General features: G+C 70.6%; 22 protein-coding genes. 12 read left to right on the top strand and 10 right to left on the bottom strand.

All coding sequences use genetic code 11. The annotated features are described in order from the left end of the window. Window positions 1–66 precede the first annotated feature (66 nt). The 3 genes from F0U63_RS05460 to F0U63_RS05450 form a co-directional block, all read right to left on the bottom strand. The gene (locus tag F0U63_RS05460) at window positions 67–1,209 is read right to left on the bottom strand and encodes a Kelch repeat-containing protein (RefSeq protein ID WP_395844402.1); all 1,143 of its coding nucleotides are present in this window, start codon (window positions 1,207–1,209) and stop codon (window positions 67–69) included. A gap of 206 nt (window positions 1,210–1,415) precedes the next feature. Continuing rightward, entirely contained in the window at window positions 1,416–2,123 is a 708-nt protein-coding gene (locus F0U63_RS05455; protein ID WP_395844400.1) for a hypothetical protein, read from the bottom strand. A 180-nt stretch (window positions 2,124–2,303) separates the two neighbouring features. Continuing rightward, window positions 2,304–3,434, bottom strand: coding sequence for a serine hydrolase domain-containing protein (locus F0U63_RS05450; RefSeq protein ID WP_395844398.1), 1,131 nt, complete (start codon window positions 3,432–3,434; stop codon window positions 2,304–2,306). Between the two features lie 370 nt (window positions 3,435–3,804). On the opposite strand from F0U63_RS05450, the gene F0U63_RS05445 reads away from it, so the two are divergent. The 7 genes from F0U63_RS05445 to F0U63_RS05415 all read left to right on the top strand — a co-directional run bounded on the left by F0U63_RS05445 (window position 3,805) and on the right by F0U63_RS05415 (window position 12,158). Next, window positions 3,805–5,004, top strand: coding sequence for an aminotransferase class I/II-fold pyridoxal phosphate-dependent enzyme (locus F0U63_RS05445; protein WP_395844396.1), 1,200 nt, complete (start codon window positions 3,805–3,807; stop codon window positions 5,002–5,004). Window positions 5,005–5,088: 84 nt separating this feature from the next. Beyond that, window positions 5,089–7,692, top strand: coding sequence for a DUF3656 domain-containing protein (locus F0U63_RS05440; RefSeq protein ID WP_395844394.1), 2,604 nt, complete (start codon window positions 5,089–5,091; stop codon window positions 7,690–7,692). A gap of 255 nt (window positions 7,693–7,947) precedes the next feature. Further along, complete coding sequence (locus F0U63_RS05435) at window positions 7,948–8,955, top strand: hypothetical protein (RefSeq protein ID WP_395844392.1); 1,008 nt, start codon at window positions 7,948–7,950, stop codon at window positions 8,953–8,955. Between the two features lie 79 nt (window positions 8,956–9,034). Next, complete coding sequence (locus F0U63_RS05430; protein WP_395844390.1) at window positions 9,035–10,090, top strand: prephenate dehydrogenase/arogenate dehydrogenase family protein; 1,056 nt, start codon at window positions 9,035–9,037, stop codon at window positions 10,088–10,090. Window positions 10,091–10,105: 15 nt separating this feature from the next. After that, entirely contained in the window at window positions 10,106–10,639 is a 534-nt protein-coding gene (locus tag F0U63_RS05425; protein WP_395844388.1) for a hypothetical protein, read from the top strand. Beyond that, window positions 10,636–11,643 (top strand): M28 family peptidase, encoded by a 1,008-nt coding sequence (locus F0U63_RS05420; RefSeq protein WP_395844386.1) that lies wholly within the window; start codon window positions 10,636–10,638, stop codon window positions 11,641–11,643. The genes F0U63_RS05425 and F0U63_RS05420 overlap by 4 nt, the downstream gene beginning before the upstream one ends. After that, window positions 11,640–12,158 carry a hypothetical protein gene (locus F0U63_RS05415; RefSeq protein WP_395844384.1) on the top strand — a complete coding sequence of 173 codons (519 nt, stop codon included), beginning with the start codon at window positions 11,640–11,642 and terminating at the stop codon, window positions 12,156–12,158. Before F0U63_RS05420 ends, F0U63_RS05415 begins: the two co-directional genes overlap by 4 nt. A 29-nt stretch (window positions 12,159–12,187) precedes the next feature. Here the strand turns inward: F0U63_RS05415 and F0U63_RS05410 are convergent, their stop codons facing one another. The 4 genes from F0U63_RS05410 to F0U63_RS05395 all read right to left on the bottom strand — a co-directional run bounded on the left by F0U63_RS05410 (window position 12,188) and on the right by F0U63_RS05395 (window position 16,047). Next, complete coding sequence (locus F0U63_RS05410) at window positions 12,188–13,264, bottom strand: peptidylprolyl isomerase (protein ID WP_395844382.1); 1,077 nt, start codon at window positions 13,262–13,264, stop codon at window positions 12,188–12,190. Window positions 13,265–13,293: 29 nt separating this feature from the next. Then, window positions 13,294–14,382: a hypothetical protein gene (locus F0U63_RS05405; protein WP_395844380.1), complete on the bottom strand. Its 1,089-nt coding sequence runs from the start codon at window positions 14,380–14,382 to the stop codon at window positions 13,294–13,296. Window positions 14,383–14,553: 171 nt separating this feature from the next. Next, window positions 14,554–15,615 (bottom strand): DUF6929 family protein, encoded by a 1,062-nt coding sequence (locus tag F0U63_RS05400; protein ID WP_395844378.1) that lies wholly within the window; start codon window positions 15,613–15,615, stop codon window positions 14,554–14,556. A gap of 96 nt (window positions 15,616–15,711) precedes the next feature. Next, entirely contained in the window at window positions 15,712–16,047 is a 336-nt protein-coding gene (locus F0U63_RS05395; RefSeq protein ID WP_395844376.1) for a TerB family tellurite resistance protein, read from the bottom strand. Window positions 16,048–16,607: 560 nt separating this feature from the next. Here F0U63_RS05395 and F0U63_RS05390 point away from each other — a divergent pair. Together F0U63_RS05390 and F0U63_RS05385 are read left to right on the top strand one after the other, a co-directional pair. Continuing rightward, the gene (locus tag F0U63_RS05390; RefSeq protein ID WP_395844374.1) at window positions 16,608–18,707 is read left to right on the top strand and encodes a hypothetical protein; all 2,100 of its coding nucleotides are present in this window, start codon (window positions 16,608–16,610) and stop codon (window positions 18,705–18,707) included. A gap of 36 nt (window positions 18,708–18,743) precedes the next feature. After that, window positions 18,744–19,493 carry a hypothetical protein gene (locus F0U63_RS05385; RefSeq protein ID WP_395844372.1) on the top strand — a complete coding sequence of 250 codons (750 nt, stop codon included), beginning with the start codon at window positions 18,744–18,746 and terminating at the stop codon, window positions 19,491–19,493. A gap of 12 nt (window positions 19,494–19,505) precedes the next feature. Here F0U63_RS05385 and traC read toward each other — a convergent pair whose 3' ends face one another. Continuing rightward, window positions 19,506–21,314 (bottom strand): outer membrane exchange accessory lipoprotein TraC, encoded by a 1,809-nt coding sequence (traC, locus tag F0U63_RS05380; protein WP_395844370.1) that lies wholly within the window; start codon window positions 21,312–21,314, stop codon window positions 19,506–19,508. Window positions 21,315–21,515: 201 nt separating this feature from the next. Between traC and F0U63_RS05375 the strand changes: the two genes are divergently transcribed. The 3 genes from F0U63_RS05375 (at window position 21,516) to F0U63_RS05365 (ending at window position 23,683) form a co-directional block, all read left to right on the top strand. Then, a complete protein-coding gene (locus tag F0U63_RS05375) occupies window positions 21,516–21,758 on the top strand; it encodes a hypothetical protein (protein WP_395844368.1) in 243 nt (80 codons plus the stop codon). A gap of 242 nt (window positions 21,759–22,000) precedes the next feature. Further along, the gene (locus F0U63_RS05370) at window positions 22,001–22,837 is read left to right on the top strand and encodes a PIG-L deacetylase family protein (protein ID WP_395844366.1); all 837 of its coding nucleotides are present in this window, start codon (window positions 22,001–22,003) and stop codon (window positions 22,835–22,837) included. Between the two features lie 39 nt (window positions 22,838–22,876). Next, a complete protein-coding gene (locus F0U63_RS05365) occupies window positions 22,877–23,683 on the top strand; it encodes an FRG domain-containing protein (protein WP_395844364.1) in 807 nt (268 codons plus the stop codon). Window positions 23,684–23,692: 9 nt separating this feature from the next. Here the strand turns inward: F0U63_RS05365 and F0U63_RS05360 are convergent, their stop codons facing one another. Then, window positions 23,693–23,854, bottom strand: coding sequence for a hypothetical protein (locus F0U63_RS05360; protein WP_395844362.1), 162 nt, complete (start codon window positions 23,852–23,854; stop codon window positions 23,693–23,695). Window positions 23,855–23,931: 77 nt separating this feature from the next. Further along, the gene (locus F0U63_RS05355; RefSeq protein ID WP_395844360.1) at window positions 23,932–25,095 is read right to left on the bottom strand and encodes an ATP-binding protein; all 1,164 of its coding nucleotides are present in this window, start codon (window positions 25,093–25,095) and stop codon (window positions 23,932–23,934) included. Window positions 25,096–25,102 lie beyond the last annotated feature (7 nt).

Below are 25,102 nucleotides of genomic sequence, written 5' to 3'. Positions count from 1 at the left end.
TGAAGACAGGCGGCGGCGGGTGGAGCCGAGGAGGCCCACCCGCCGCCGTTCCTTTTTCAGCGGGGCTCAGCGCGTGTAGCGCTGCACGGTGGCACCGGAGGAGCCACCCGTCACCAGAACCTGTCCCGTGTGCAGGAGCGTCGCGGCATGGGCCGAGACCGGGGCCGGCAACGTCCCCGCGGACAGCCACGCATCCGTCGCCGGGTCATACAGCGACGCCTGCCCGGTGGAGTGAGTGACCAGCACCTCGCCCGAGTAGAGCCGCGTCGCGCTGATGGCCGTGCCACCCGAGGGGAGCGAGGGACCCGTGGTCCACGGGGTGGTGGAGCTGTACGGATCGTAGAAGTCCACCTCGTCATGGCCGCCACCGAGCACCATCACCTTGCCCGAATTGAGCCGGACGGCGACATGGCCGGTGCGCGCCCTCGGCATGGGCGCCGGCATCGACCAGTTGTCCGTGTCCGGGTCATACACCTGCGCGTCCTGGAGCACCCAGTCGAAGAACCTGCCACCCGTCACCAGCACCTCGCCTGAGTAGAGCAGCGTCGCGGTATGGCCGGCGCGAGGCATGAAGATAGAGGCCGCCGGGCTCCACGTGTTGGTCGCCGGGTCGTACAGATCCACGGAGTCCGTCTGGAGCGAGACCTCCGGATTGAGCCCATCGGTGGTGTCGCCCCCCACCACCAACACCTTGTCCGAGCCGAGCAGGGTCGCCGTGTGATTGCCGCGAGGCACGCTCATGCTGTCCGCGGACGACCAGGTGCCCGTCTTCTTGTCATACACCTCCGCGGAGTGGCGCCAGTAGAGCGGAAACTTGCCGATCCACCCGCCCGCCACCAGCACATTGCCCGATTCGAGCCGGGTCGCGGTGTGCTGGGTGCGAGCCCAGTAGGGAGACCCCGTGGCCACGGACACGTTGGAATAGGGGTTGAACACCTCGGCGGTGGTGCCACTCACCACCAGCACCTTGCCCGAGGAAAGCAGGGTGGCGGTGTGGCCGGAATGAGCGGAGGTCAGGTCACCCGTGAGGCTCCAGGAGCCCACGGACTGGGGCTCCAGGTCCGCCAAGGCGGCGAGGGAAGCGGCGGGGGCGCTGGACAGCTCCCCGCTGCGAATGGCGAGCTGGGACGGCTCTTCGGCCGCGGGCCCGCCACAAGCTGGAAACAGGAGGGCGACAGCGAGGGAGGTGGTGAGGTTCACGATGCGCATGCGTTCGGCATCCTTTCGCCTCGTCTTTCCGAGGCAAAGCAGACATACCATCAGGGGGTTGGAGGCGGGGGTAAAGGCATTCAGACGCACGCGGCCATGAAACTGCTGCAAAGTTACAGACCCAGCCGTGACGCTGCTGCAAAGTTACAGAGCTGGTGGGCCCGCAAACGTTGCGAAGAATCTCCGATGGGATTGAACTCTTCGTCCTACTTTTCACTCGTGGGAAAGCGCACCAGCACTCGCTGATCGCGCTCGCGCTGGTAACCAACGGTGAGCATTTCCCCACCCACCTGCACGCAAGCGCCATGAGGAGGACGCGGATGTTTTCCCAGCCATGATTCCGCCTCTTCGCGTGTAGCGAAGGAGCAGAGGGGAAGCAGAGGCGCATCGAGGTGAGCCAGGAACCGGGCGAAGTCCCGCGCGCAGCCCGCCTCGTGGACGAAGTGAAGGGCCAACGCGGCGGAGTGGAGGCCCTCCAGATCCTCCGGTGAGGAACTGAGTGCGGAGTGAGCCTCGTCGAGCGCGCGCCAGAGCAGATCCTGTCCCTGCTCTATTTCTGGCCTTCGCAGGGCTTCAAGGGGAGGAAGCCGCAACAGCAGGGGTTGTCCACTCGCGCGGGAGTAGCCAAGGGTATAGCGCTCTCCCGCGATCCGCAGGGACCCGCTGGGAGGAGGCTCGGAGTGAGTCTTCAACCAGGCATCAAGCTCTTCCCGGCTGGAGAAGGAGCCAAGGGATGGAAGAGATGTGCCTGAGAATGCAGCGAGATAATCCTCGAAGTTCTGCCCATGCCCATCGAGCAGGAAGTAGGAGACATTCAAGGCAGGAAGGAGTGCCTCGACGAGATCAGATGAGGCATCGAGACAGTCCTGGGCCTTGCGAATGGCGCCCACCATCCTGTCCACATTGAAAGTCATTGTCACTCCAAGGTGAAGCTCCGCCACATCCTTCTCGCCATGGACACGACCTCCTATGTAGCCGACTTATGGGGTATGTCCACTAAACTCCAAACCAGAACAGACTCACATCTCATCCACTCGGTGAGCTGACGGATGAGCGCCCGCCGCCGTCTCTTTTTCAGCGACCTCCCGGACGGCCTACCGCGAGTGGGCACTCACCGGCCCCGCACGTTCGAAGCCAAGCGCCGCCGGCAGGACGTACTGTCCAAACAAGACGAGCGGCAGCACCGAGCCGGAATCGTTGTAATGGCTGGTGTTGAAGGCGGCGGTGAGGCCGAGTGAGGGCGCCACGAAGAGATACTGGCCCCCCGTACCGCGTGCGAACGTCACCTCCACCGGGATGTCCTGGAGGGTGAAGCGGGCGCTCCACCACAACCGTGCGTAGCGAGCGTCGCCCAGCGTGCTGTGCGGTTGGCCCGACTCGGACACCCATGCCTCGGAAACCAGACGCTCGCCGTGCCACGTCCCGCCATCGAGGAACACCTGGCCCAGTTTCAGGAAGTCGCGCGGACGCAACCGCAGGTGCCCGCCCGTATCCGTCCCCCGTCGGCCCGCTGGCTGCCACTCGAAGTCCGCCACCCCCAACGGGTGGAAGAGCCACTGGCGGGAGAGTTCCGGGATGGACATGCCACTGGCACGCTCCAGGACCGCGCCCAGCAGGACCACGCCCCCCGTGCAGTAGCGCGCCACCGTGCCCGGCTCCTCCTTCATGGGAACGTCCACCATGAAGCGGGCCCAGTCGTCCGCGCGATACATCTTCTCTTCATTCCCTGGCGAGTTCGCATCCCAGTCATCGCACGCCAGACCCGTGCGCATCTCGAGCAGATGGCGCAGCGTCATGCGTTCCTTGCGTGGGTCTGGGTTGCGCACGGGGGCGAGGTCCGGAAGGAACGACAGAACAGGCACATCCAGGTCCGGCAGCAGACCCCGCTCGTGGGCCATGCCCACCAACAGCGAGGTGATGCTCTTGGTGGCCGAGCGCAGATCATGCGCGGTCTCGCGCGCGAAGCCGTTCCCGTAGCGCTCGTAGATGAGCCGGCCATGGCGGGCGATGAGCACCGCATCCGGCTCCTCCTGCCTGCCTTCCGCCACGTCGTGCTCCAGCCACTCCAACCACGAGCGCCGCACGCCCTCTTCTTCCAGTGCCGCCACCGCCCAGCCGTCGTCGCGCGCGTCCGGGGGTGAGCCGGGACCCGTGAGCACGCGCCCTCCCCCACAGGCGCTCAAGAGCAACAACAACAGGCACCGCGAGACGGCCTTCCTGGACATGGTCCTACCTCCTCATGACGGCTCGGCCCACGGGAATACCGGCGAGCCGGGCCCCACACCAACCATGAATCCGCCTCTTCGCGAGTGGCCCCCGCACCTCAGATCGAACTCGAATCCCAGACCCCAGAACTCCTCACCCCCCCACGTCTTCTTGTTGCTCATCTCGCGTCTCCCCTCTCACCGGTACGATGACCGCGACGGTTGTTTGACATTCAACAGCCCACCATGCACGGATGAACCCTGGACGACAGGGCCCGCATCTCGAGAGTTGAGAAAAACGGGCGGCGGAGGGAGGAAGAAAGCCGCGCCGTTTCCCCGGTATGAGACGCTCGCGTGCGGGTGTAGAAGCCCCGCACGCAGGAGGCTTCACATGGTGGTTCGCCCCGCCCGACATATCGAGAACGTCCGCTACGCCATCCGCAACGTCGTGGCCGAGGCGCACCGTCTGGAGACCCAAGGTCAGCACATCCTCTACCTCAACATCGGGGATCCGCTGAAGTTCGACTTCCAGACGCCCCCGCACCTCATCGAGGCGGTGCACCGGGCCATGCGCGATGGCCACAACGGCTACGCGCCCTCGGCGGGCATCCTCACCGCGCGCGAGGCCATCTCCCGCGAGTGCGAGCGCGTGGGCATCCCCAACATCACCCCCGAGGACGTCGTGGTCACCACCGGCGCGAGCGAGGCGCTGGAGCTGGCCCTCACCGCCCTGCTCGATCCCGGCGATCGCGTCCTCCTGCCCAGCCCCGGCTACCCCCTCTACAACGCCCTCATGGCCAAGCTGAACGCCCAGGGCGTGCCCTACTCGCTCGACGAGGAGAATGGGTGGTCGCTGGACCTGGAGGAGATTGATCGGCTGTGCACGCCCGGCACGCGCGCCCTCATCCTCTGCAATCCCAACAACCCCACCGGCGCGGTGCTCGACCGGAACGTGCTCGAGGGGCTGCTGGAGATCGCCCGGCGGCGCGGCCTCGTCATCCTGTCGGATGAAATCTACGACAAGCTCATCTACGACAAGCCCCACGTGGCCACGGCGTCGCTCGCCACGGACGTGCCCATCCTGACCTTCAATGGGCTCTCCAAGGGCTATCTCGCCTGTGGTTGGCGCGTGGGGTGGATGGTCTTCTGCAACGCCCACCTGATGCCGGAGCTGCGCGCCGCGGTGCAGCGGCTCGCCGACGCGCGGCTGTGCGGACCCGCGCCGCAGCAGTACGCCATCGCCCCCGCGCTGGACGGGCCGCAGGATCACATCCCCGAGATGATGGCGCGGCTGCGCCGGCGCCGTGACCTGATGGTCCGCCGCATCAACGCCATCCCCGGCCTGTCCGTGGTGGAGCCCGCCGCCGCCTTCTACGCCATGCCCCGGCTGCAACTGCCCGGGGTGACCTCGGACGAGGCCTTCATCATGTCCCTGCTGCGCGAGACGGGCGTGCTGTTCGTCCACGGCAGCGGCTTCGGGCAGAAGCCCGGCACCACCCACTTCCGCGTGGTGTTCCTGCCCTCCGAGGACGTCCTCACCGCCGCCTTCGACCGGCTCGAGGCCTTCGTCCACGCGCACCACGCGCGCTGACCTCACGGCCCTCCCTCGCCGGGAGGAGGGGCGGGGGAGCGCAATCGGAACCCCGCGCGGGGCTCGCGTGTTATGTGAGGCCCCATGCCTCCCCGACGCCCTGAAATCCTCGCGCCCGCGGGCGACCTCGAGTCCCTGCGCGCCGCGCTCGCCAGCGGAGCGGACGCCGTCTATTTCGGACTCGACGAGGGCTTCAACGCCCGGGCCCGCGCCGACAACTTCTCGCTCGCCCGGCTGCCGGAGACGATGGCGCTCGTCCACCGCGCCGGTGCCCGCGCCTACCTCACGCTCAACACCCTCATCTTCGAGCCCGAGCTGCCCGGCGTGGAGCGGCTGCTGCGCGGCGTGGCCTCGGCGGGCGTGGACGCGCTCATCGTGCAGGACCCGGCCATCGCCCTGCTCGCGCGCGCCATCTGCCCCCAGTTGGAGCTGCATGCCTCCACGCAGATGACCGTCTCCAGCGCCGAGGGCATGCGCTTCGCCCGGGGCCTGGGCGTCACCCGGGTCGTCGTCCCCCGCGAGCTGTCCACCGCGGAGATCCGCCGGCTGGCGGAGCACACGGACATGGAGCTGGAGGTCTTCATCCATGGCGCGTTGTGCGTGTCCTGGAGCGGCCAATGCCTCACCAGCGAGGCGTGGGGTGGGCGCTCGGCCAATCGGGGCCAGTGCGCCCAGTCGTGCCGGATGCCCTACGATCTCGTGGTGGATGGACAGACGCGCGAGCTGGGAGAAGTGCGCTACCTGCTCAGCCCCAAGGACCTGGCGGGCGTGCGCGCCGTGCCCGATCTGGTGGACATCGGCGTCCACAGCCTGAAGATCGAGGGCCGCCTCAAGGGCGCGCAGTACGTGACCACCACCGTGCAGGGCTACCGGCGGTGGGTGGACGGTGTCGTCGCGGGCAAGCCGGACGAGAAGCAGCTCGCGAGCGACCTGGCCGACATGTCCCTCACGTACAGCCGCGGCCTGTCCAATGGCTTCCTCGGGGGCTCGGATCACCAGACGCTCGTCGAGGGCCGTTTTCCCAAGCACCGGGGCCTGTACCTGGGCCGCGTGCGCTCCGTGTCGGGCAAGGAGGTGCTCGTCACCCCCGAGGAGCGTCCGTGGACGGGCGCGCTCGGCCTGGGCGAGGAGCGGCCCCAGGGGCCCGAGGGCAAGGTGTCCTCTCCCCTCCCCGGCGAGCAGCCCACTCCCGCCACCGTGGAGCCCCGTCCGGGCATGGGTGTCGTCTTCGACGCGGGCACGCCCGAGGACAAGCACGAGCCGGGCGGCCCCATCTTCCGCGTGGAGCGGCGCGGCAATGGTTGGGTGCTCGGCTTCGGGCACCCGGGGCCGGACCTGCACCGCGTGGCGCCCGGCCAGCGCGTGTGGCTCAACAGCGACCCCGCCCTCGCCCGCCGCACGGAAGCGCAGCTCGCCCAGGGCGAGCCCGAGGGCCGCGTCCCCCTCACGCTCCAGGTGTCCGGCGCCGAGGGCACCCCGCTGCGCGTGCGCGCGAGCGCCTGGGGCCATGAGGCTTCCGCCGAGAGCCCCACCCCGCTCACGCCCTCCAAGGGCAAGGGCCTGGACGAGGCGCTGCTGCGCGACAAGCTGGGCGCCTGCGGCGGCACGCCCTTCACCCTCGCGCACCTGGACCTCGCCGGGCTGACGCCGGGCCTGCACCTGCCCGTCTCCGAGCTCAAGGCGCTGCGCCGCGACGTCGTGGCCGCGCTCACCCCGCTCGTGGAGAAGGGGCCCGTGCGCACCGTGACGGAGACGCCGGTGCTCGACTCCGTGCGCGGCGCGTTGCTCTCCCGCGTCGCCGGACAGGCCGTGGAGCAGGGAGCCGACGCCGGCCCGCGCCTGCTGCCCCTGTGCCGCGACGACGCGCAGTTGGAGGCGGTCATCGCCGCCGGCCTGCGCGAGGTGGAGCTGGACTGGATGGAGATGGTGGGCCTGCAACGGGCGGTGGAGCGGGCGCGCGCGGCCGGGCTGCGCGTGACGATCGCCACCGTGCGCGTGCAGAAGCCGGGCGAGGAGGGCTACGACGCGCGCCTGGACAAGCTGCGGCCCGACGCGGTGCTCGTGCGCCACTGGGGCGCGATGATGCACTTCCTCGAGCGCCCTTCCGGCCAGCCGCGCCCGGTGCTGCACGGGGACTTCTCGCTCAACGTCACCAACTCGGTGACGGCGGCGCACCTGCTCGGCCTGGGGCTGGACACGCTCACCTGCTCGCACGACCTGGACGAGACGCAGCTCTTCGCCCTGCTGGAGCACGCCCCCGCGCACCGCTTCACCGTGGCGCTGCACCACCACATCGCCACCTTCCACACCGAGCACTGCGTGTACTCGCACACGCTGTCCAACGGGCGCGACTACCGCAGCTGTGGCCGGCCCTGCGAGCGCCACCAGGTCTCGCTGAGAGATCGCATCGGGCTGGAGCACCCGGTCATCGTGGACGTGGGCTGCCGCAACACGGTGTTCAACGCCCAGGCCCAGAGCGCGGCCTCCCTGGTGCCCAGGCTGCTGGAGCGGGGCGTGCGCCGCTTCCGCGTCGAGTTCGTCCGCGAGTCCCAGGCCGAGGCCGCGCGTGTGCTCGCCGCCTATCAGGAGCTGCTCGCGGGCCGGTGCGCTCCCGCCGAGGCGGTGCGGCGCGCGGCGGTGCACGAGCAGTTCGGCGTGACGCGGGGCACCATGAAGGTGCTCGGCTGAGCCTCGCCACGGGGCCTCGGGTGGTGACTGCTGTCACCACCCGATGACGGCGGACACCAGCCCGAGGGGGGCTCACCGCCCATGTACCCTCATGTACTCCCCTGGGCTGCCCGGCGGTTTCCAAGGATTCCAAGAGGATACGACTCTTCCCCCCCATCCTGGGAAGCCACTGGAGTCTGGCCCGTCTCCTGCTAAGGCAGCGACCGCGCGCCGCTCGACGGCGATCCGCTCTCCCCCTCACGAGGAGTCCCCGCCATGGCCGTCAACTCCATCAATCCCCGCTCGCTTCAGGCACTCCTCCTCACGGCCCTGAGCCAGGCGCGCGAGACGACCCCCACCCCGCCTCCTGCCCCGAGCCTCGAAGCGCCTCCGTCGGCGGAGCCGAACCCGTTCCAGGACCTGTTCTCGACCGACGGCTTCGATGCCTCGGGCACGGGAGGCACGCAGGATCTGACCCAGCAGCTCCAGGCGCTCATCGAGACGATGAGCCAGATCACGAACCTGCTCAACGGCGAGCCGGGCGCGGGTGAGGAGGGTGGAGTGCCCGAGCTGGGCGGTCCGTCCGGTGGAAATCCCCTCCCGCAGCAGGCCGGTCCGGCGCCCACCACGCCTCCCGCGCCCACCACGCCTCCCGCGCCCACCACACCTCCGGCGCCCACCACGCCCGAGTCGCAGAAGACCGCGGGACCCCAGGCGCCCAAGGGCAACAACCCGACGGGCGGCGCGGGCAACACGATGGACTTCACCAACGACGGCGACAAGCCGATGACCGTCACCTTCACGACCAACCCGGGTCAGCAGCAGATCCCGCCCGTGACGATCCAACCCGGCCAGACCATCCGGCAGGAGTTCCCCCAGGGCTGGAGCGGCAACTTCCGCAGCGACAAGGGTGATGGCACCGCGGTCACGCTGGGCGAGGTCGCCTTCAACGGCGCCGGCAACCAGACCTTCTACGATGTGAGCTACATCGAGGGGAACAACGCCAGCATGACGATCGCGCCGGAGAGCGGCCCGGGCAAGACGTCCGGCACCCTGGAGAACCTCGTCGAGGGTGCGCCCGAGAACATCCTGGCCCGGGACGCCAACGGCCAGGTCTACGGCATCAAGAAGACCACCACCTCCGAGGTGCGCGACCCGGAGATCATCAACTACTACCGTGGCAAGGTCGGCGCGGACGAGGGCTACGTGGACCCCAAGGACGACCTGAGCACGCTGGGCACCAGCGACACGCACCTGGAAGTGCACCTGAAGGACGTGTTCTAGCCCCAAGCCCCGTTCCAGGACCCGAGGCCCGGCCGCTCCCGCTGAACCCGGGCGCCCGGGCCTCATGTACATTGTCGGCATGATGGTCGGCATCGTGGGATATGGACGTTTCGGCCGTGCGCTCGGAGGACTGCTGGAGGAGGCGGGGGTGCCCTACCGGGCCCTGGATCCCCTGGCGGACATCCCCCAGCCCCACCGCGCTGCATCACTTCCAGCGTTGATCGCGGACGCCACGCACCTGGTGGTGGCGGTGCCCGTGGCGCACATGCGGGCGGTGCTCCAGCAGATGAGCCCCCACCTGCGCCCCGAGCAGCTCGTGCTGGACGTGGGCAGCGTCAAGGTGAAGCCCGTGCACGCCATGGCCGAGGTGCTCGGCGCCCGGGTGCCCTGGGTGGGCACGCATCCGCTCTTCGGACCCCTCAGCCTCGCCATGGCCGAACGGCCCCTGCGCGTGGTGGTCTGCCCCAACCCGCTCCACCCCGCCGCCACGCCCGAGGCCGTGCGCTTCTTCGCGCGCCTGGGCTGCGAGATCATCGAGCAGAGCCCCGAGGGGCATGATCGAGTGATGGCGCATACCCACGCGCTCACCTTCTTCGTGGCCAAGGGCATGGTGGACGCGGGCTCGGGGCTGGACGTGCCCTTCGCGCCCGCCAGTTTCCAGGCGCTCTCACGCACCATCCAGCTCGTGCGCTCGGACGCCGGACACCTCTTCAGCGCCATCCAGCACGACAACCCCTTCGCGCGCGAGGCCCGGGGACACCTGCTCGAGGCGCTCGGCAACGTCCACCGGGAGCTGGACGCGCTGCCCACCGAGGCGCCTCCGTCCGACGCGCCGCCGCTCACCCTGCCCACGCTCGACTCGGGCCTGCCGGAGCTGCGCGAGACGCGGGAGCACATCGATCAGATAGATCAGGAGCTGGTGGAGCTGCTCGCGCGGCGGGCGGAGTTGTCCCGGCGGGCGCTGCGCACCAAGGCCGAGGCGGGACAGCCCGTGCCCGACCCCGCCCGCGAGGACGCGATGATCGCCTCGCGCCGCGCGTGGGCCTCCGAGCGGGGCCTGGAGCCGGACGGAGTGGAGGCCATCTTCCGCGCCATCCTGCGCTTCTCACGGCGGGACCAACATCGCCGCGGGTGAGGTAGGGTGGCCCCCATGCGTTCCTGGTTGCTGCTCGCCGCGCTCCTGCCCCATGCCGCGCTGGCGTCCGAACATGGGCTGTCCCTTGGTGCCACGGCCGTGATCCTCACCAACGGAGCCACCTACAACGTGCTCAGTCCCCGGCCCGGTCTGGAGGCCGCCTATACCTACGGACGCGATGCCTGGCGTCTGGGAGGCGGCGTGCGCTGGGCTCCCGGGGGAGGCGGCGCGCTGCCCGCCGAGCTCTACGCCCGCGTGCTGCTCACCCCTCCGTCGGGTACCTGGCGGCCCGCGGTGGGTCCCGAAGTGGGACTCAGCGGGCTGCCCTTCATCGTCCCGCCCCGAGGGGGCTTTCCCGATGATCTCGCGAACGAGGAGGCCCGCGAGTTCGCGCCCGTCTACGTCGCCGTGCACGCCCAGCCCCTGCGCTTCGTCTTCCGCTCCTTCACCGTGAGCGCGCTGGAGTTGCAGTGGGGCACGCCCATCAACCGGCCGGGAGCGGCCCTGCGCCTGCAGCTCGGCTTGCTGCACCTCGGAGTGGTTCTATGAAGTCCTGGTCCACCGCCCTGCTGGCCCTCGCCCTGGGCTCCTGTGTCTCACGTCCCGCGCTGGACGAGGCCGTGCTCGCGCGTGTGCGCGGCTTCAGCGAGGGCGTGGAGCAGACGCGCCTCATGGCCGACGTGAACGCCCTCGTCGCCGCGCACCTGGAGGACACGCCGCTGTCGTGCGATCTCTTCGAGCCCGGGACGAACTCCGAGCGCCGGCCCGTGTGCCACATCACCCGGGATCGCAGCCGCCAGTGGATGCGCGAGCGCCTGGAGTCGCTCGGCCTGCGCGTCACCCCGCACACCACGGAGGATCCGCGCTTTCCCACCACCAACCTCATCGCCGAGCTGCCGGGCACCGAGCACCCCGAGGAGATCGTCCTGGTGGGGGCCCACTACGACGCGTATTTCCAGGGAGCGGACGACAACAGCTCGGGCGTGGCCGCCCTGTTGGAGATGGCGCGGCTGGCCTCGGGCCAGCGCTTCAAGCGCACCGTGCGCTTCGTCGGCTTCGATCTGGAGGAACTCGGCCTGGTGGGCAGCACGCGCTATGTCCAGTCGCGCCCGGGCGAGCGCATCGTCGCGTCGATCGTCTTCGACTGCGTCGGCTACCGGAGCACGGAGCCGGGCTCGCAGCAGGGGTTGCCGGGCTTTCCCCTGCCCCCCAAGGGTGACTTCATCGCCGTCATCGCCAACGAGGCCTCGCGCGCGCAGATGGAGGAGCTGCACGCGATGGGCGGCCGGCTCGGGCTCGTGCCGGTGATTGGCATCGTCACCCCCGGCAATGGCTCCGGTGCCGCCTCGGGCAACCTCATGCGCAGCGATCACGCCCCCTTCTGGCTCGCCGGCCAGAACGCCCTGTTCCTCACCGACACCGCCAACTTCCGCAACCCGAACTACCATCGGGACACCGACGTGCCCGCCACGCTCGACGCGGACTTCCTCACCGGCGTCACCCGGCTGTCCGCCGCCGGGCTCGCCTACTGGGCCGAGGGCCCCCTGCCATGACACCCGCCACGCTCCTCGTCCTCGCCGCGCTCGCCGATGCCCCGGCGGCGCCGCCCCCCGCGCACCAGCTCTCCGTCTACGCCCGCTCGGGCCTCACGGCGTACCTCTCCTCCGCGCGCACCCAGGGAGGCCTGGGCGGCGGCGTGGGCGTACGCGACACGCTCCAGGGGCTGTGGCTGCTCCAGGCGGACGTGAACGGGCTCACCGGCCTGGGCTCGGTGCTCGAGGTGCGTCTGGGCGCGGGGGTGCAACGTCCGGCGGGCTGGTGGCGGCCCGCGGCCCTGGTGTCCCTCACCGGGCTCTTCGGGGATCAACTCGGCTTCGTCATGCCCGGCGAGTCCGAGTACTCACGAGGCCCCGCGCTGGGCGTGGGCCTGACGCTGGCACCCGCGCGCTTCTCGCTCGGGAGCGCCCAGGTGTCACTGGTGGAGCTGGGGGTGGGCCTGGGCGGCGATGGCGTCGGCCGGGGCCCCCTCTACAGCCTCACGCTGCTCGAGGTGGGCGTGGCGCTGTAGGAAAAGCGCCCCGCCCGGCATCCCGAGCCTCAGGCGCCCGCGAAGCGGACCTGGGCCTTGCTCATGACGTACTCGACCGCCATCAGGTGCCAGGCCGCCTGATCGATGCGGGCGAACTGGTGCGGCTCCTCGCGCAGGGAGGCGGCGGCCTGCTCCAGCGGAATCCCGAGGGCGGCGGCCTCGGCCTTGAGGACCTCCTGCACCTTGGCCTGGGTGAGGGTGACGCCGTCGCGCGCGCAGATGGCGCCCAGCGCCAGGCCGATGCGCAGTCGGTGACGGACCGCGGCCCGGGTGGGCTCGTCCTTCAGCCACGTCTGCAGCGACTCCTCCTGCTGCTTCTCGGTGAACTTGAGCTCGGTCACGGCGCGGCCCTCGCTCGAGCCCCAGCGGCGGCGGACCTCCTCGTCCACGAGCGCCTCGGGGATGTCCACCTGCGTGCGGGCGGCCACCTCGTTGAGCACCATCTCCTGGGCCTGGAGCCGCAGCAACTGAACCGTCTCCTGCTCCAGCTCCTTCAACACGCTGTTCGTGGCCGCCTCCACCGTGTCCCCCCGGCCAAAGGCCTTGAGGAACTCCGGGCTCGTCGGATCCGGGAACTTCACCTCGCGCGCGGCCTGGATCTGCACGGCGAAGCGCGCGGGCTGACCGCGCAGCGACTCGACGGGGTAGTCCGTGCTCAAGACGATGTCCGCCAGCACGGTCTCTCCCGGCAGGTGGCCCACCAGCTGCTCGTACAGTCCGGGCAGCAGGGGCGCGGGCGCCAGGGGAACCCAGACATCGGCGCGCACGCTGAAGGGGATGAGCTTGCCGTTGGAGTAGCCCACGAGGTTGAGCAGCACCTCATCGCCCCAGGCGATGCGCTCGGTGCGCGGACGCATGCGCTCGGTGGCGTGCGCGCGCGCCAGATCCTGGAAGCGCTCCTGGATCTGCTGGGCGGTGATGCGCTCGGGGGCGGGCACGGTGATGGACAGACCCTCCAGTGACGGCGCGGTCACTGGAGGCAGTTGCACCGGACTGCCCTGTGCGGCCTTGCGGGCCAGCGGGAGGGAGAGCGGAACCTCGAAAGGCTTCTTGGCGGGAGGAGAAGGTTTCTGGGTGGAGTCCATGAAGGGTCCTTTCGAGGCCGCAGACTACCTCAACCGCCGAGGAGCTGCTTGAAGCCCTGGGTCGCGTTCTTGAGCGGGCCCGCGAGGCCCTCGATGACGGGACCGGCCAGGCTGGCGGCGGTGGAGACGGCCGCGCCTACCTGCGACAGGACGGGGATGTTGGTGGCGGCGAGCGCGGAGCCCCCGGCGGTGATGCCCGCGGTGACCTTCTGGCCCATGGTCGCGTTGGGATCCTTGAAGGTCTTCGCGGCATTGGCGATGTCCATGCCCGCCACGGCGATGTTGAGGCCCGGAGCGAAACGCCCGGCCGCCTTCGCCAGGGCACCGGTGCCGCCCTTGAGCATGTCCGCCATACCGGCCGCGCCGGAGAGGACGCCCTGACCCGCCGCCATGGCGGAGGACGCCGAGCCGGCCATGGCCGACGGGCTGGAGTGGCCCGCGGCCTGGGTCGACGCGTGCCCCACCTGGCTGCCTGGTCCGAACCCCGGAGCCTGATGCGCGCCACCCAGGCCACCCATGAGCTTCTGCGCGCCGCCCATCAGGGTCGAGGCGATCTGGCCCACGCCGCCCATCAGGGCCGAGGCCATCTGGGTCGCGCCGCCCGCGCTGATCCCACCCGAGGCGGCCGCCTGGTTGATGCCGCCCAGCATGCTGGTGGCCATCTGGTTCAGGCTCGCCAGCGCGCCCGTGGCGGCCTGATGCGCGGCGGCCGGTCCACCCTGGCCTCCCGTCAGGCCCCCCAGGAGCTGCTGGAACGCGGCCATGGGCTGCTGGGCCATCGCGAGGGCCTGCTGGAAGCCGCCCGGAACGGTCCCGGACTGCGCCGCCCCGCCCGCGCCACCCGCCGCGCCCGCGCCACCGGCCCCGCCACCCAGGCTCTGGGCCAGACCCACGCCACCCTGGGCCAGACCGACCGTGTTGTTGGCCAGACCCATGGCGTTGTTGGCCTTATCCATCCGACTCGTCTTGCCAGCCGTGAAACCATCGGCGGGCTTGGCGCCGGGGGTGGCGGTGCCTGCCGTCGGGTTCGCCGCAGCCGGGGTGGTGGGGCTGGTCGTCGGCTTCGACGCGGAAGTGGAAGCGGGGGCGGGAGAGGGAGGCGGAGAACGAACGCGCATGGGATCACCTGAGAGCAGAAGCGATTTCGATAGAATAACCAGAAAAGGACTGCTTCCTGGTAGTGGGCACAAGGGATTATCGCGCCGCGCCTCGGGAAGTTGCGCCCTCTTATTTGCAAGACGTTTGCCAATTCCTGAGAAAGGGAGACCCACCCTCGCCCGGCCGCCTTGCTAGCGGCCCGGAGACGAGGAGGGTGGAGGATCATCCAGGGAGAGCTCGAACAGGGGCGCGACGACGGAGGAGTCATCCGCGTCCGAGACGAGCCACAGGTGCAGACGGCCCTGCTCCACCCGCGCCGTCACGCCCTCCAGCTTCACCTTGCCCTCCACGTGCTCGAGCCACAGGGGAGTGCCGTCCCGGGCCAGCATGCCCACGGCCGAGCCCACCACGGCGCCATCGGCATAGGGGCCATGGGTGTCCTCGGCGGCGGCGGTGAAGACGACGCGGCCGTCCGGCAGCGGCGCCGCGTCCGAGAAGGACAGCCGCACCGAGCGGGTCCGGCCCAGCTTCCAGCGCTTCACGTCGCGCACCAGCTCCGGGCCGGGAGCAACACCGGCCTCGAGGGCGCGCGCGAAGCCCTCGCCCGCGATCATCACCACGGCGTCCGAGCCCTCGTCGCTGTTGCCCCGGTTGAGCAACCACAGGTGTCCGCCCGTCCAGACGGCCCCCTCCACGTTGACGGGGCCCAGCTCCCGGGCGAGCCGGGCATACAGGCCCGAGAAGTCCACCTCGCGCACGGTGCCGCCCAGCCGCCCATCCGCCTGGAGGGGGATCAGCGCCCCACGCATCCGCGCCGGGGCGCTCCCGGAGGGAACCGCCAGCAAGGCCCCCTGGGGCGCCGAGGCGAGGCCCTCCACGAGACAGAGCGCCTCCAGGTCCGGCTTCACGGCCTTGCGGTCCGCCGGGTCCCGGGGCAGCTCGCCCGGAAAGAGTCTCACCCAGTGTCCGGGCCCCTCGCCCTGGAGTGGAAAGGAGGCGAGTGACAGGGAATCGTCCGCGACGACATGCAGCCAGTCGCCCACCCGCACGAGGCCGCTCGCGGCGGAGACATAGGCCGTGCCCCCGGCCATCTCGGGCACCGGGAGGGTCAACATCCGCGAGCGCGTGAGTTGCAGCGGCGGCGCACGCCGGGGCCTTGGCGCCTTGGTGGCGCGCGCTCTCTCCTGGCAACCCGAGGACAGGCACAGCAGGAAGGCGGCGAGGAGACGGGAACGGAGGGCGGAGATGGGCATGGAGCGGGAGGACCTGGGGGCTTTCTATACCGGTGCGCGCCCACCCGGCTGCGCGGCGTGGCTCCGCGAGCGCCCGAGGCCCTCCGCCCCCCCGGCTCAGGACTCCTGGCCGAGGATGACGCGCAGCTCCTCGATCAGCTCCTTCTCCTCGGCCCGAAGCTGGCCGTCGCTCGCGATGAGGGCGCGCACCGCCTCGAAGACCTCGTCCGGACGGTCGCGCAGCAGCGCCAGGTCGGGCGCGGGGGGCGTGCCCCCGTGCGCCAGGAGCTTCTTGAGGGCGGCGAACTCCAACTCCGGAACGTTCCAACTGCGCGCCACGCCCTGGATGAGGCCCGACTCCCGCGCGTCGAGCCGCCCATCACTCCAGGCCAGTTGGATCATCAACTTGAGCACTTCGATGTTGAAGCGATCGTCCGCCGTGATTTGGCTCATAGGGTTCTCCCGGGCCCCGAGCCTCGCCCGTCCCGCCGCGGACCGCCACGACGTTCTTCCCGGTCGCGCCGCCAACAGTCCTTCCGTCGTCTGGTCCACATCCTCCGTCCGGAGGTGTCCACCTCCCGCCGGTCACCTCGGGCGCGGCCTCCCCCCGGGTCCACGTAAACCCTCCATTCCCAGCAATCCCTCTCAGGACGGGGACGCTCGTGCACATCTCCAGCCCATAACTGCGGCGGCGCTGAAGAACCGTCAGTCCGGCAAACTCCTGACAACCTTCGCCGCGCGTCCCTCAAGTCTTTGTTTACACGTCTCCAGGCAGGGTCCGTTCTCTCGGAGAGACAGCGGGCTTCTGGAGTCCTGGCCGGGCGGGGCGGACTTTTCCATCCGCATCGCGATGCCCGCGCGCGGTGAGCAATGAATGGCGAGACCCGCCTTGACGAAAGGGGTCATCGAGCGCTCTCTTTTCCTGCAAGGGATTGAGAGCCGTCCGGGACACCCCTCCTCCTGACGGCCAGGCGCGAGCAACCCGCGCCATCCCCCAAGCGGGAGAAAGCGCCATGCGTGAACATCTGGAGACTTCGACGGGACTGGCCCTCACCGCCGGCACCTACTCGGGCTATTCGCTGCACGCGCACGAGCCCGATCAAGGCATCAACCTCATCCTGTCGCAGCCCGGCATCAGCAGCAGCCGGGTGACGCGGCTGAGCCCCACCGTGGTGTGGGCCCTGCCGGAGCCGGGCACGGAGCTGCCCCCCCGCGAGCGCCCCGTGCAGCTGCTCCTGGACGACAATGGCCGCACCATCGGGCCGCTGCGCGGGGAGATCTTCTGGAGTGATCCGCGCCGCGCCGACGCGCCCTTCGGCATCCAGTTCGTCGACGTGACGCTGGAGCAGGGCCGGCAGATCCTCTCCGCGCTGGACTCGGCGGCGCGCGAGGGACGCGCCCTGCCCGCCGTGTCGCCGCGGCCCATCGAGGAGGCGCTCGTCGATTCCGAGCGCATCCGCTCCATCCTCAAGTCCGTGTGTGTCATGCAACACCAGGGGCTGCTGCGCCAGCCGGGCCGGACGCTGCGCGTGTCGCTCGAGTACTTCGACGTCGAGACCTCGCGGCTCCACTGGCGCCTGGAGGAGCCGTCGGCCCGGTGGGGGCAGGCGCCCCATGACATCGAGGTGGTGGGCTACAACTCCGCCTTCCGCATGCGCGTGCCGGAGCTCGAGGTGCGCGGCGACCGGTTGGTGACGCCCATTCCCCGGCGGCTGTGGCGGGTGCGCCACCGCGCGCGCCGGCGCGTGCCCGCTCCCGCCGGCCTGATGGCCCGCTTCCACCACCCCCTGTGGAACGAGCTGGGCGCGCTCGAGCGGGAAATCCAGGACGTGTCCTTCACCGGCCTGTCCCTGTTGGGCTCGGCGGACGATCTCGCCTTCCCGGGCCTGCTCCTGCAACCGCTCGAGCTCCTCCCCGAGCACGGCGAGCCCTTCCTGCTGCGCGGAGAGGTGCGCTACGTGGGCAAGCCGCGTCCGGACGGCCAGCGGGTGCTGGGCCTCCAGGTGACGCCCCAGACGCCCGAGGACGAGGCGCGCTGGATGCAGCTCGTCTCCCAGGCGCTCAGCCCCGACACGCGCGAGGGCGAGCAGTGGCTCGAGCCGCTGTGGCAACTGCTCGCCGACACGGGCTACCACCAGCTCGCGGGCGACACGCCGGAGGACTTCGAGCAGCAGCGCGCCAGCTTCGTCGACACGAGCCTGCGCGCGGCGCGCGAGCCCCAGCTCTTCTGCCAGGCGGTGTGGCCGTCGGAGCGGGGCGTGGAGGCCACGCTGTCCTCGGTGCGCGCCTGGCATCATGGCTGGCTCGTGCACCAGCTCGCCAAGCGCCCGGGGGCTCCCGTCCCGGAGGTGGCCCCGGGGCGGATCCTGCGCGAGCTGCACCTGCGCGCGCTGGAGCACGCGCAGAGCGCCCCCGACTTCCGCTGGCTGCTCGGCTACGTCGACTCGAGCGTGCCCTTCTTCGAGCGCGTCTACCTGTCCTACGCGCGCCAGCACGCCGACACGGGCGAGGCCCTGGTGCTGCCCGTGCACCTGTGGCGCGCGCGATGCGACGAGCCGAGTGGACTGCCCTCGGACGGCTTCGACATCGGCCCGGCCACCGCCGAGGAGACGGCGTTCCTGGCGAGCGAGCTCGCCCGCACCCGGCCCGCCTGCTACGTGGAGGCGCTGGATCTCTCGCGCGAGCGGCTGGCGATGACGGACGCCACCCAGGCCTGGCACGAGGCGGGTCTGGAGCGCGAGCGGCAGGTGCTGGTGGCGCGCCGCGAGGGCATGGCGGTGGCCGCCATCGTGCTCGAGCGGGGACCGGAGGGAATGAACCTCCTGCGCCTGCTGGACACGGCACGGCTGTTCCCGCTCGCGCCCGGAGGACAGGACGCCTACGTCGCGCTGCTGGACGCGGCGCGCGCCTGGTACGCCGCCCGCGGCCTGCCCTCCTTCGTCCTCGTGTCCGAGGAGGACGACAATGGCCCGCTCGCGGCCGCCCGGTTGCGCGAGGGGCCCGGCACCAGTCCCTGTCTGTGGCTGCTCTCCGCCCATCTGCTGCCCGAGTTCCTGGAACACGTGAGCGAGGCGACGGTGGGCCGACTCCCCTCCCCGGCTCCCACCGCCTGAACCCACACCCCGACTGCACACAGCGAAGGAGCCGACATGAGTCTGGTCAAAGAGCTGTACGAGCCCTACGTCCTGGCCGCGCGCGCCCGCGTCGCCACGGATCCGGTGATGCGAAGGGTGGTGGATCCCGCCATCTCCCCGGAGCTGCTCGAGCGCTTCCTCCTCCAGTTCCACGCCCTCGGCGTCTACCTGGCCGAGCCCCTGGAGGGATGGAACCGCCGCGCCGGCCACCGCAACCTCCTGCTGAGCCTGGACGCGCTGGGCAAGAGCCTGCTCGCGCACGCCAAACAGGCCTCGGGTCTCGCCCAGACGATGACCGAGGACGTGCAGGTGCTCGTGCGCCGGTGGAACCAGCGCTTCCACCCGGTGCTCCACGGCGAGCGGTTGCTCTCGCAATACCCCACCGACGCGATGCGCTCCTACCGCCGGCTCGTCGAGGAGACGCTCGCCGGGGAGTTTCCGGCGGCGCAGATCGCCATCGAGTTCGAGAGCACCCTGCTCATGCAGATGATGGGGCCCCACCTGCTGGCCAACGTGACGCGGGTGCTCGGCCGCGAGGCGCTCGAGAGCCTGTGCGCGCTCAAGGCCCAGTCCCAGCCGGATGCGCCGCGCGCGGTGACCCAGGCGCGGCTGATGGAGGATCTGGTGCGCGCGATGCCGGAGAGCGCCCGGACGTTCGCGGAGCTGAGCGCCGAGGCGCTCGAGCTCCAGCTGCACTTCATCGAGGACTGCCTCGAGTCGGCCGAGGCTTCGCTGGGCACGCCCGTGTCGGCCTCCGTGGCCTGACGCCGCGCACCGCTAGCGCCCGAGCAGGGCCTCGGGGTGCTCCAGCCCCCGGGCCTTGGCGATCGTCAGGAGGATGTCCTGGGGGGGCTCGTCCGCGGTGAGCAGCAGCGCCCGCACCGCCGTCTCCACCACGTCCTCGGAGCTGGGACGCACCAGGCCCCGGCGCGCGTCCTCCACGCGGCGCTGGCGGTAGGCGTCGAAGCGCTCCTTCACCCGCGCGGCGATGGCGGTGATGGCCTTGTCCCCCGCCTCCACGCGCAGCTCCGCCTCGCTGCGCAGCTGCACGGGGTCCGCCAGCACGCCCACCTTGTCATAGGCCTTGTTCGACGAGTCCTCGTGCAGCGCCGCGTAGTCCTCGGTGTGCGGCGAGGCGCCCGCGGCGTCCTTGGCCAGGTCCACCAGGCGCTCGGTGACGGTGGCCGTGAGGGTCAGCTTGTGCAGCTCCACGTCATAGGGGTAGTCCGCGTAGACGGGCTCCTCCACCGTGAGCGGCTCGCGGTACCAGGCGTCCCGGCCGCGCTGCACCTCGCGCCGCTGCGCCTCGGCGCTCTCCTGCGCGCCCTCCAGCCGCTGCTCCAGCTCCCTGGCCGTCGCGGCGCGCTGGGCATAGGCGCGCTCCTCCTGCTCACACTGCGGATTGCACAGCGAGGGGTCGCACTCGCGGGGCACATGCCCGGGCTTCACGCGGGTGATGGCCTCGGTGCACTCGGCCAGGGCCTTGCTGCACGCCTTGCGCTCGCGGTCACGGCAGCGCCCGGCCACCTCGCGCGCCTGCACCAGCTCGTCCTGCCGGCGCAGGTACTCGCGCAGCACGCCTCCCATCTTGCGCTCCACCTCCTCCAGCTTGCGCTCCTCGGCGAGCAGGGCCGTCTCCAGCTCGAAGCGGCGCGGATTGGGCACGGCCTTGTTCGTGAGCAGGTAGCGCGTCGAGCGCTGGCCCTGCTCCACCGACTTCACCGGCAACACCCGCTCCAGCGCCATGCCCAGACGCACGCCCTCGTGGTTCTTGGGCGCCTCGGTGGTGATGACGCGGATGGGCACCTCCTGCGGCAGCATCGCCGCGAGCCGTCCGGGCGACAGCCGCTGCGCCACGTCCGGCGCGCTGGCCTTGTCCTCGGCCGGCGCGGTCACCACCATGAAGGCCACCTCGTCCTGGAGCAGGCGGCGCACCGCCTCGGCGCGCTCACGCGCCTGCGTGGCCCCCGCGAGCTCCTGGTCCGCGCGCACGTACGCCAGGAGCGCGTTGCCCAGCTTGCCCTCGTCCTCCAGCCGCTTCGCCGTGGAGAACCACCGGCGCGCCCACGCCGTGCGCACCGCCGTCACGCCCTTGCGCGCCGCCGCGTGCTCGCCATCCACCGCCAGCACCGCGTCGAACTCCGCCCGGGCCTCCTGCAGCTTCTCCGCCTGGAGCGCCTTCTGGGCCCCCTCCACCCGCGCATCCAGCGTCTGGGCGAGCAGCGCGCCCACCTCGGCGTTGCCCTCGTCCAGTTCGAGCGCGCGCACCAGCAGCGGCGTGGCCGCGGCCAGGTCCCCCTCGGCGTGCTTGCCCTGGGCGGCCTGGAACACCTCGGCGCTCCACAGCCGGCGCATGTCGCGCAGCTTCACCTTCGCCTCCGAGTTGCCGGGCTCCGCGGCGAGCGCCCGCTGGTAGGCGGCCTCCGCCTGGCTCCATTGGCGCTGGGTGGTGAGCGTGTCGCCCTCCTTCACGGCGCGGGCGAAGGTCGAACATCCCACCGCGGCGAGCAGGGCGAACAGCGACAGGGCGAGCAGCCCCAGCCGGCGGGTGGGGGGACACGGCGAGCGGGTAGACGGGGAACGCACGGGCGCATCTTCGGGGAAAGCCCGCGCTGGATGAAGCACGGAGTCTCGGCCCGCCTGCTCCCCGGGCGGCCCCTCGCGTCTCGATTCTCACCTCGAGAGAGGACCCGCCCCGGGCCCTCCCATCGGGAATGAGGAGATGTACCGGAGGGTAGGACCTTTTGCAGAGGGGGGACTCATCCCAACATCAGGAGTTTTCGCCATATGGCCTGCTTGCCACCCAAGCCCAACCCCACCGAGCTCCGCTTGCCCATTTGGGCGGAGCAGTACCGCATCGAGGACTATCGCAACGTGCACTGCCGCCTCTACGCCCGGTGCATCGACGCCGCCGTGCGCGAGGACTGGGAGGGCTTCACCTGTCAGAAGTGTGCCCTGTTCCGCCGGGACGAGGCTCCCCACGCGGCGAGCCACGCCTTCGACCAGCCGGCCGACAACGGCCGGCCGTAGTCCCGCTTCCTCCGGGGCCCGGCCCCGGGATGTGCTCCAGCACACGGGCCCGCGTCCGCCTCCGTGAACTGGCGCACGCACCGTCTTCTCTGGCCCCTCCGCTTTTCCGGTCTCGTACTGGAGGCCCTGGTTTTTTCCGGGAGCACGACCACAACTTTCCAGACCCTTCAAAGGGGGAGCCAGACAGGCTCGGGGGAGGGCGGTGGTGAGGGTGCGACGACGAAGCGGAAGGAGGCCCCGCCATGTGGCCTCCCGATGAATCCCAGCACCAGGTGCCACGGGAGGGCGAGGAGAGCGTGGCCGGAGTGCTCGGACCGCTCCTGCCCGCCCAGGCCCTGCGTGGCTCCGCGCTCTTCGTGACGGCTCATCCGGACGACGCGGTACGCGGGGCATCGTGGCTGTTGCGCCGCAGCCCCCACGCGTACGTCGTCCACGTCACCCCCGGCACGCCAGAGGCCCACGACCAACTCCTCGAGCAAGCCTCCTTCGAGGCCTTGTCGCTCGCCGGACTGGGTCCGGAGCGGCTGTTGTCACTGGGGACGAGGGAGCGCATGGCGAGCCAGGAACTCGCGACCCTCACCGAATGCCTGGTGGCCCTGCTCAAGGCCCTCCGCCCGACCCTCCTCGTCGTCCACCCCTACGAAGGAGGACACCCGGACCATGACGCCGCCGCCTTCATCTCGCATGCGGCCGTGGCCCTGCTCGTGAGGGGCGGGCGCACACCGCCCTCGCTCCTGGAGATGGCCGTCCCCGCCTGCGGGCACCCGGCGCCCCACCCCAGCGGCTTCCAGTCCGCGTGGGACGACCGGCCCGTGGCCACCGTGGCCCTGTCCGCGGAGGATCGCGCCCTCAAGCAGCGGATGCTCGCCTGCCAGGCCTCGCACGGGTGGGACTCGCGCTCCGCGTCGAGCGCGCCGGAGCACTACCGGCTCGCGCCCCGCTACGACTTCACCCGGCCGCCGCGCGCGGGAAGGCTGCTGTATGACGTGCCCACACCGGGGATGACGGCGGTGCGCTGGCGGCGGCTCGCGCGCCGGGCGCTGGAGCAGCTCAAGCTCACGGAAGCGTCCGCTCACTGAGGAGCGTGGTAGGACGAAAACCAACCGGCGGGGACTCACGTGCTCGAACATCGGGTAAAGAGCTGGGTGGAGTTGCAGGAGCTACTCTTCGAGGGCTCGTGGAACGAAGCACTTCATCGCTTCCGCCCCACGCTCGCCTTTCGTGGCATGCCGGACTCCAACATGGACCTGGCCACGGGGCTCAACCGGCGGGGTGGGGATTACTCGCGCCAGGAGCACGTCATGCTGCGCGCCTTCCGCAAGTACGCGCGCGGCACCGCCTACCCCTGCGGCAGTGTCTGGGATTGGTTGGCGCTCGCCCAGCACCATGGCTTGCCCACGCGGCTGCTGGACTGGACGTTCAGCCCCTACGTGGCGCTGCACTTCCTGTCGGAGAACCTGGAGCTGTACGGCACCGACGGCGTGGTGTGGAGCGTGGACTACCGCGAGACGAACCGGCTGCTGCCGCGGCCCCTCAAGGAGCAACTGCGGCAGGAAGGCGCGGATGTCTTCAGCGCGGAGATGCTCGAGGAGGTGGCCCCGAGGCTCAAGGACTTCGATCAACTCACCCGCCGCTCCTTCGTGCTCTTCTTCGAGCCGCCCTCGCTCGACGAGCGCATCGTCAACCAGTTCGCCCTCTTCTCGGTGATGAACGCGCCCTCGAGCCGGCTGGACACGTTCCTGGAGAAGCAGGAGCGGGGCGTGCGCCGCATCATCGTCCCCGCGCAACTCAAGCGCGAGGTGCGCGACAAGCTCGACCAGGCCAACATCACCGAGCGGGTGTTGTTTCCGGGCCTGGACGGGCTATCGCGCTGGCTGCGGCGCTACTACAACCCCAAGCCCCCCGGTCCTCCCGAGGGGCTCTAGGCGCATGGACTAGGGCACCACCGAGGCGCCCTGCTGCGTGGGCAGGCGTTGATCCCGCGTGGGACGCCCCTCCAACGCCACGCGCCGGTCCCCCAACTTGCTCACGCCTCCGAAGACGATGGTGAACAGGATGGCGAGGAAGAACAGACCGAATCCGATGAGGAATCCCATGGAGCGACCTCCTTTTGGAACAAGGTAGGTCCCCCGAGCAACCGGGGCAGCCCCAGGGCCTCCGCGCATTCCGCGACTCAGACGCCCGCCAGCCCCCCGGACGAGGAGCCGAGCGAGGCCGGGGCGGAGGGCCCCTGACGCGGCAGGTTCATCCAGAAACACGTGCCCTCGGCCTCCGTGGAGAGCACCTGCAGGGTGCCCCCGTGCGCCTTCACGATTTCATGGGTGATGTAGAGCCCGAGCCCCAACCCCGTGCGGGCCCGGGACACCTCGGCGCCGCGCACGAAGGGATCGAAGATGTGGGGCATCCGCTCGGCGGGGATGGGCGGGCCGCCATTGCGCACCTCCACGCGCACACCCGGACCCTCGTCGCACGCGCTCACCCGCACCACGCTGTCCTCGGGGGAGTACTGCACCGCGTTGCCCACCAGGTTGGAGGCCGCCTGGGCGATGCGGCCCATGTCCCACGAGCCCCAGCCGGTGCCGGACACGTTCAGCTCGAACTTGCGCCCCGGGTGCGCCACCTCCAGCTCCTCCACCACCTGCCGCAGCACGTCGTGCACGTTCATCTCCGTGCGCTGCAACGTGTAGCCCCCGCCCAGGCGCGTGCGCGTGAAGTCGAGCAGGTCGCCAATCATCCGCGCCATGCGATCCGCGGAGTTGGAGATGCGGTGGACGGCCTTGCGCTGGGGATCGGACAGGCCGCCGTAGCGCAGGAGCAGCGCGGCGTTGCCGGTGATGGCCTGCAGGGGGTTGCGCAGATCATGCCCGAGGATGCCGAGGAACTGCTCGCGGAAGAGCGCCGTCTGGCGCGCGGCCTCCTCGCGCTTGAGCCCCTCCTCCACGCGCTTGCGCTCGATGGCGTAGCGCAGCGCGCGCACGAGCAGCGGCCCCGTCACCTGCCCCTTCACGAGGTAGTCCTGCGCGCCCGCGTGCACCGCGCGCATGGCGAGCTCGTCGTCGTCCGTGCCGGTGAGCACCACCAGGGGCAGCGTGGGCGCCGCCTGCACCATGCGCTGGATGTTGGACAACCCCTGTCCGTCCGGCAGCGACAGGTCCAACAGCACCGCGTCCAGACCGGGCTCGCCCACCTGCGCCTCGGCCTCCGCCAGGCGCATGACGTGGCGCACGTCGAAACTCACGGACGGCACCCGCTTGAGTTCCTCCTTCAGCAGCCGGGCATCTCCGGGGTTGTCCTCCACCAGGAGCAGCCGCAGCACGCGCCCTTCGTCCTTGCTCATGACGGTC

The organism is Cystobacter fuscus (genome assembly GCF_044360685.1).
GTDB lineage: Bacteria > Myxococcota > Myxococcia > Myxococcales > Myxococcaceae > Cystobacter > Cystobacter fuscus_C.
The sequence above is the reverse complement of the archived record's forward strand: the minus strand, read 5'-3'. Positions and strand labels throughout refer to the sequence as shown.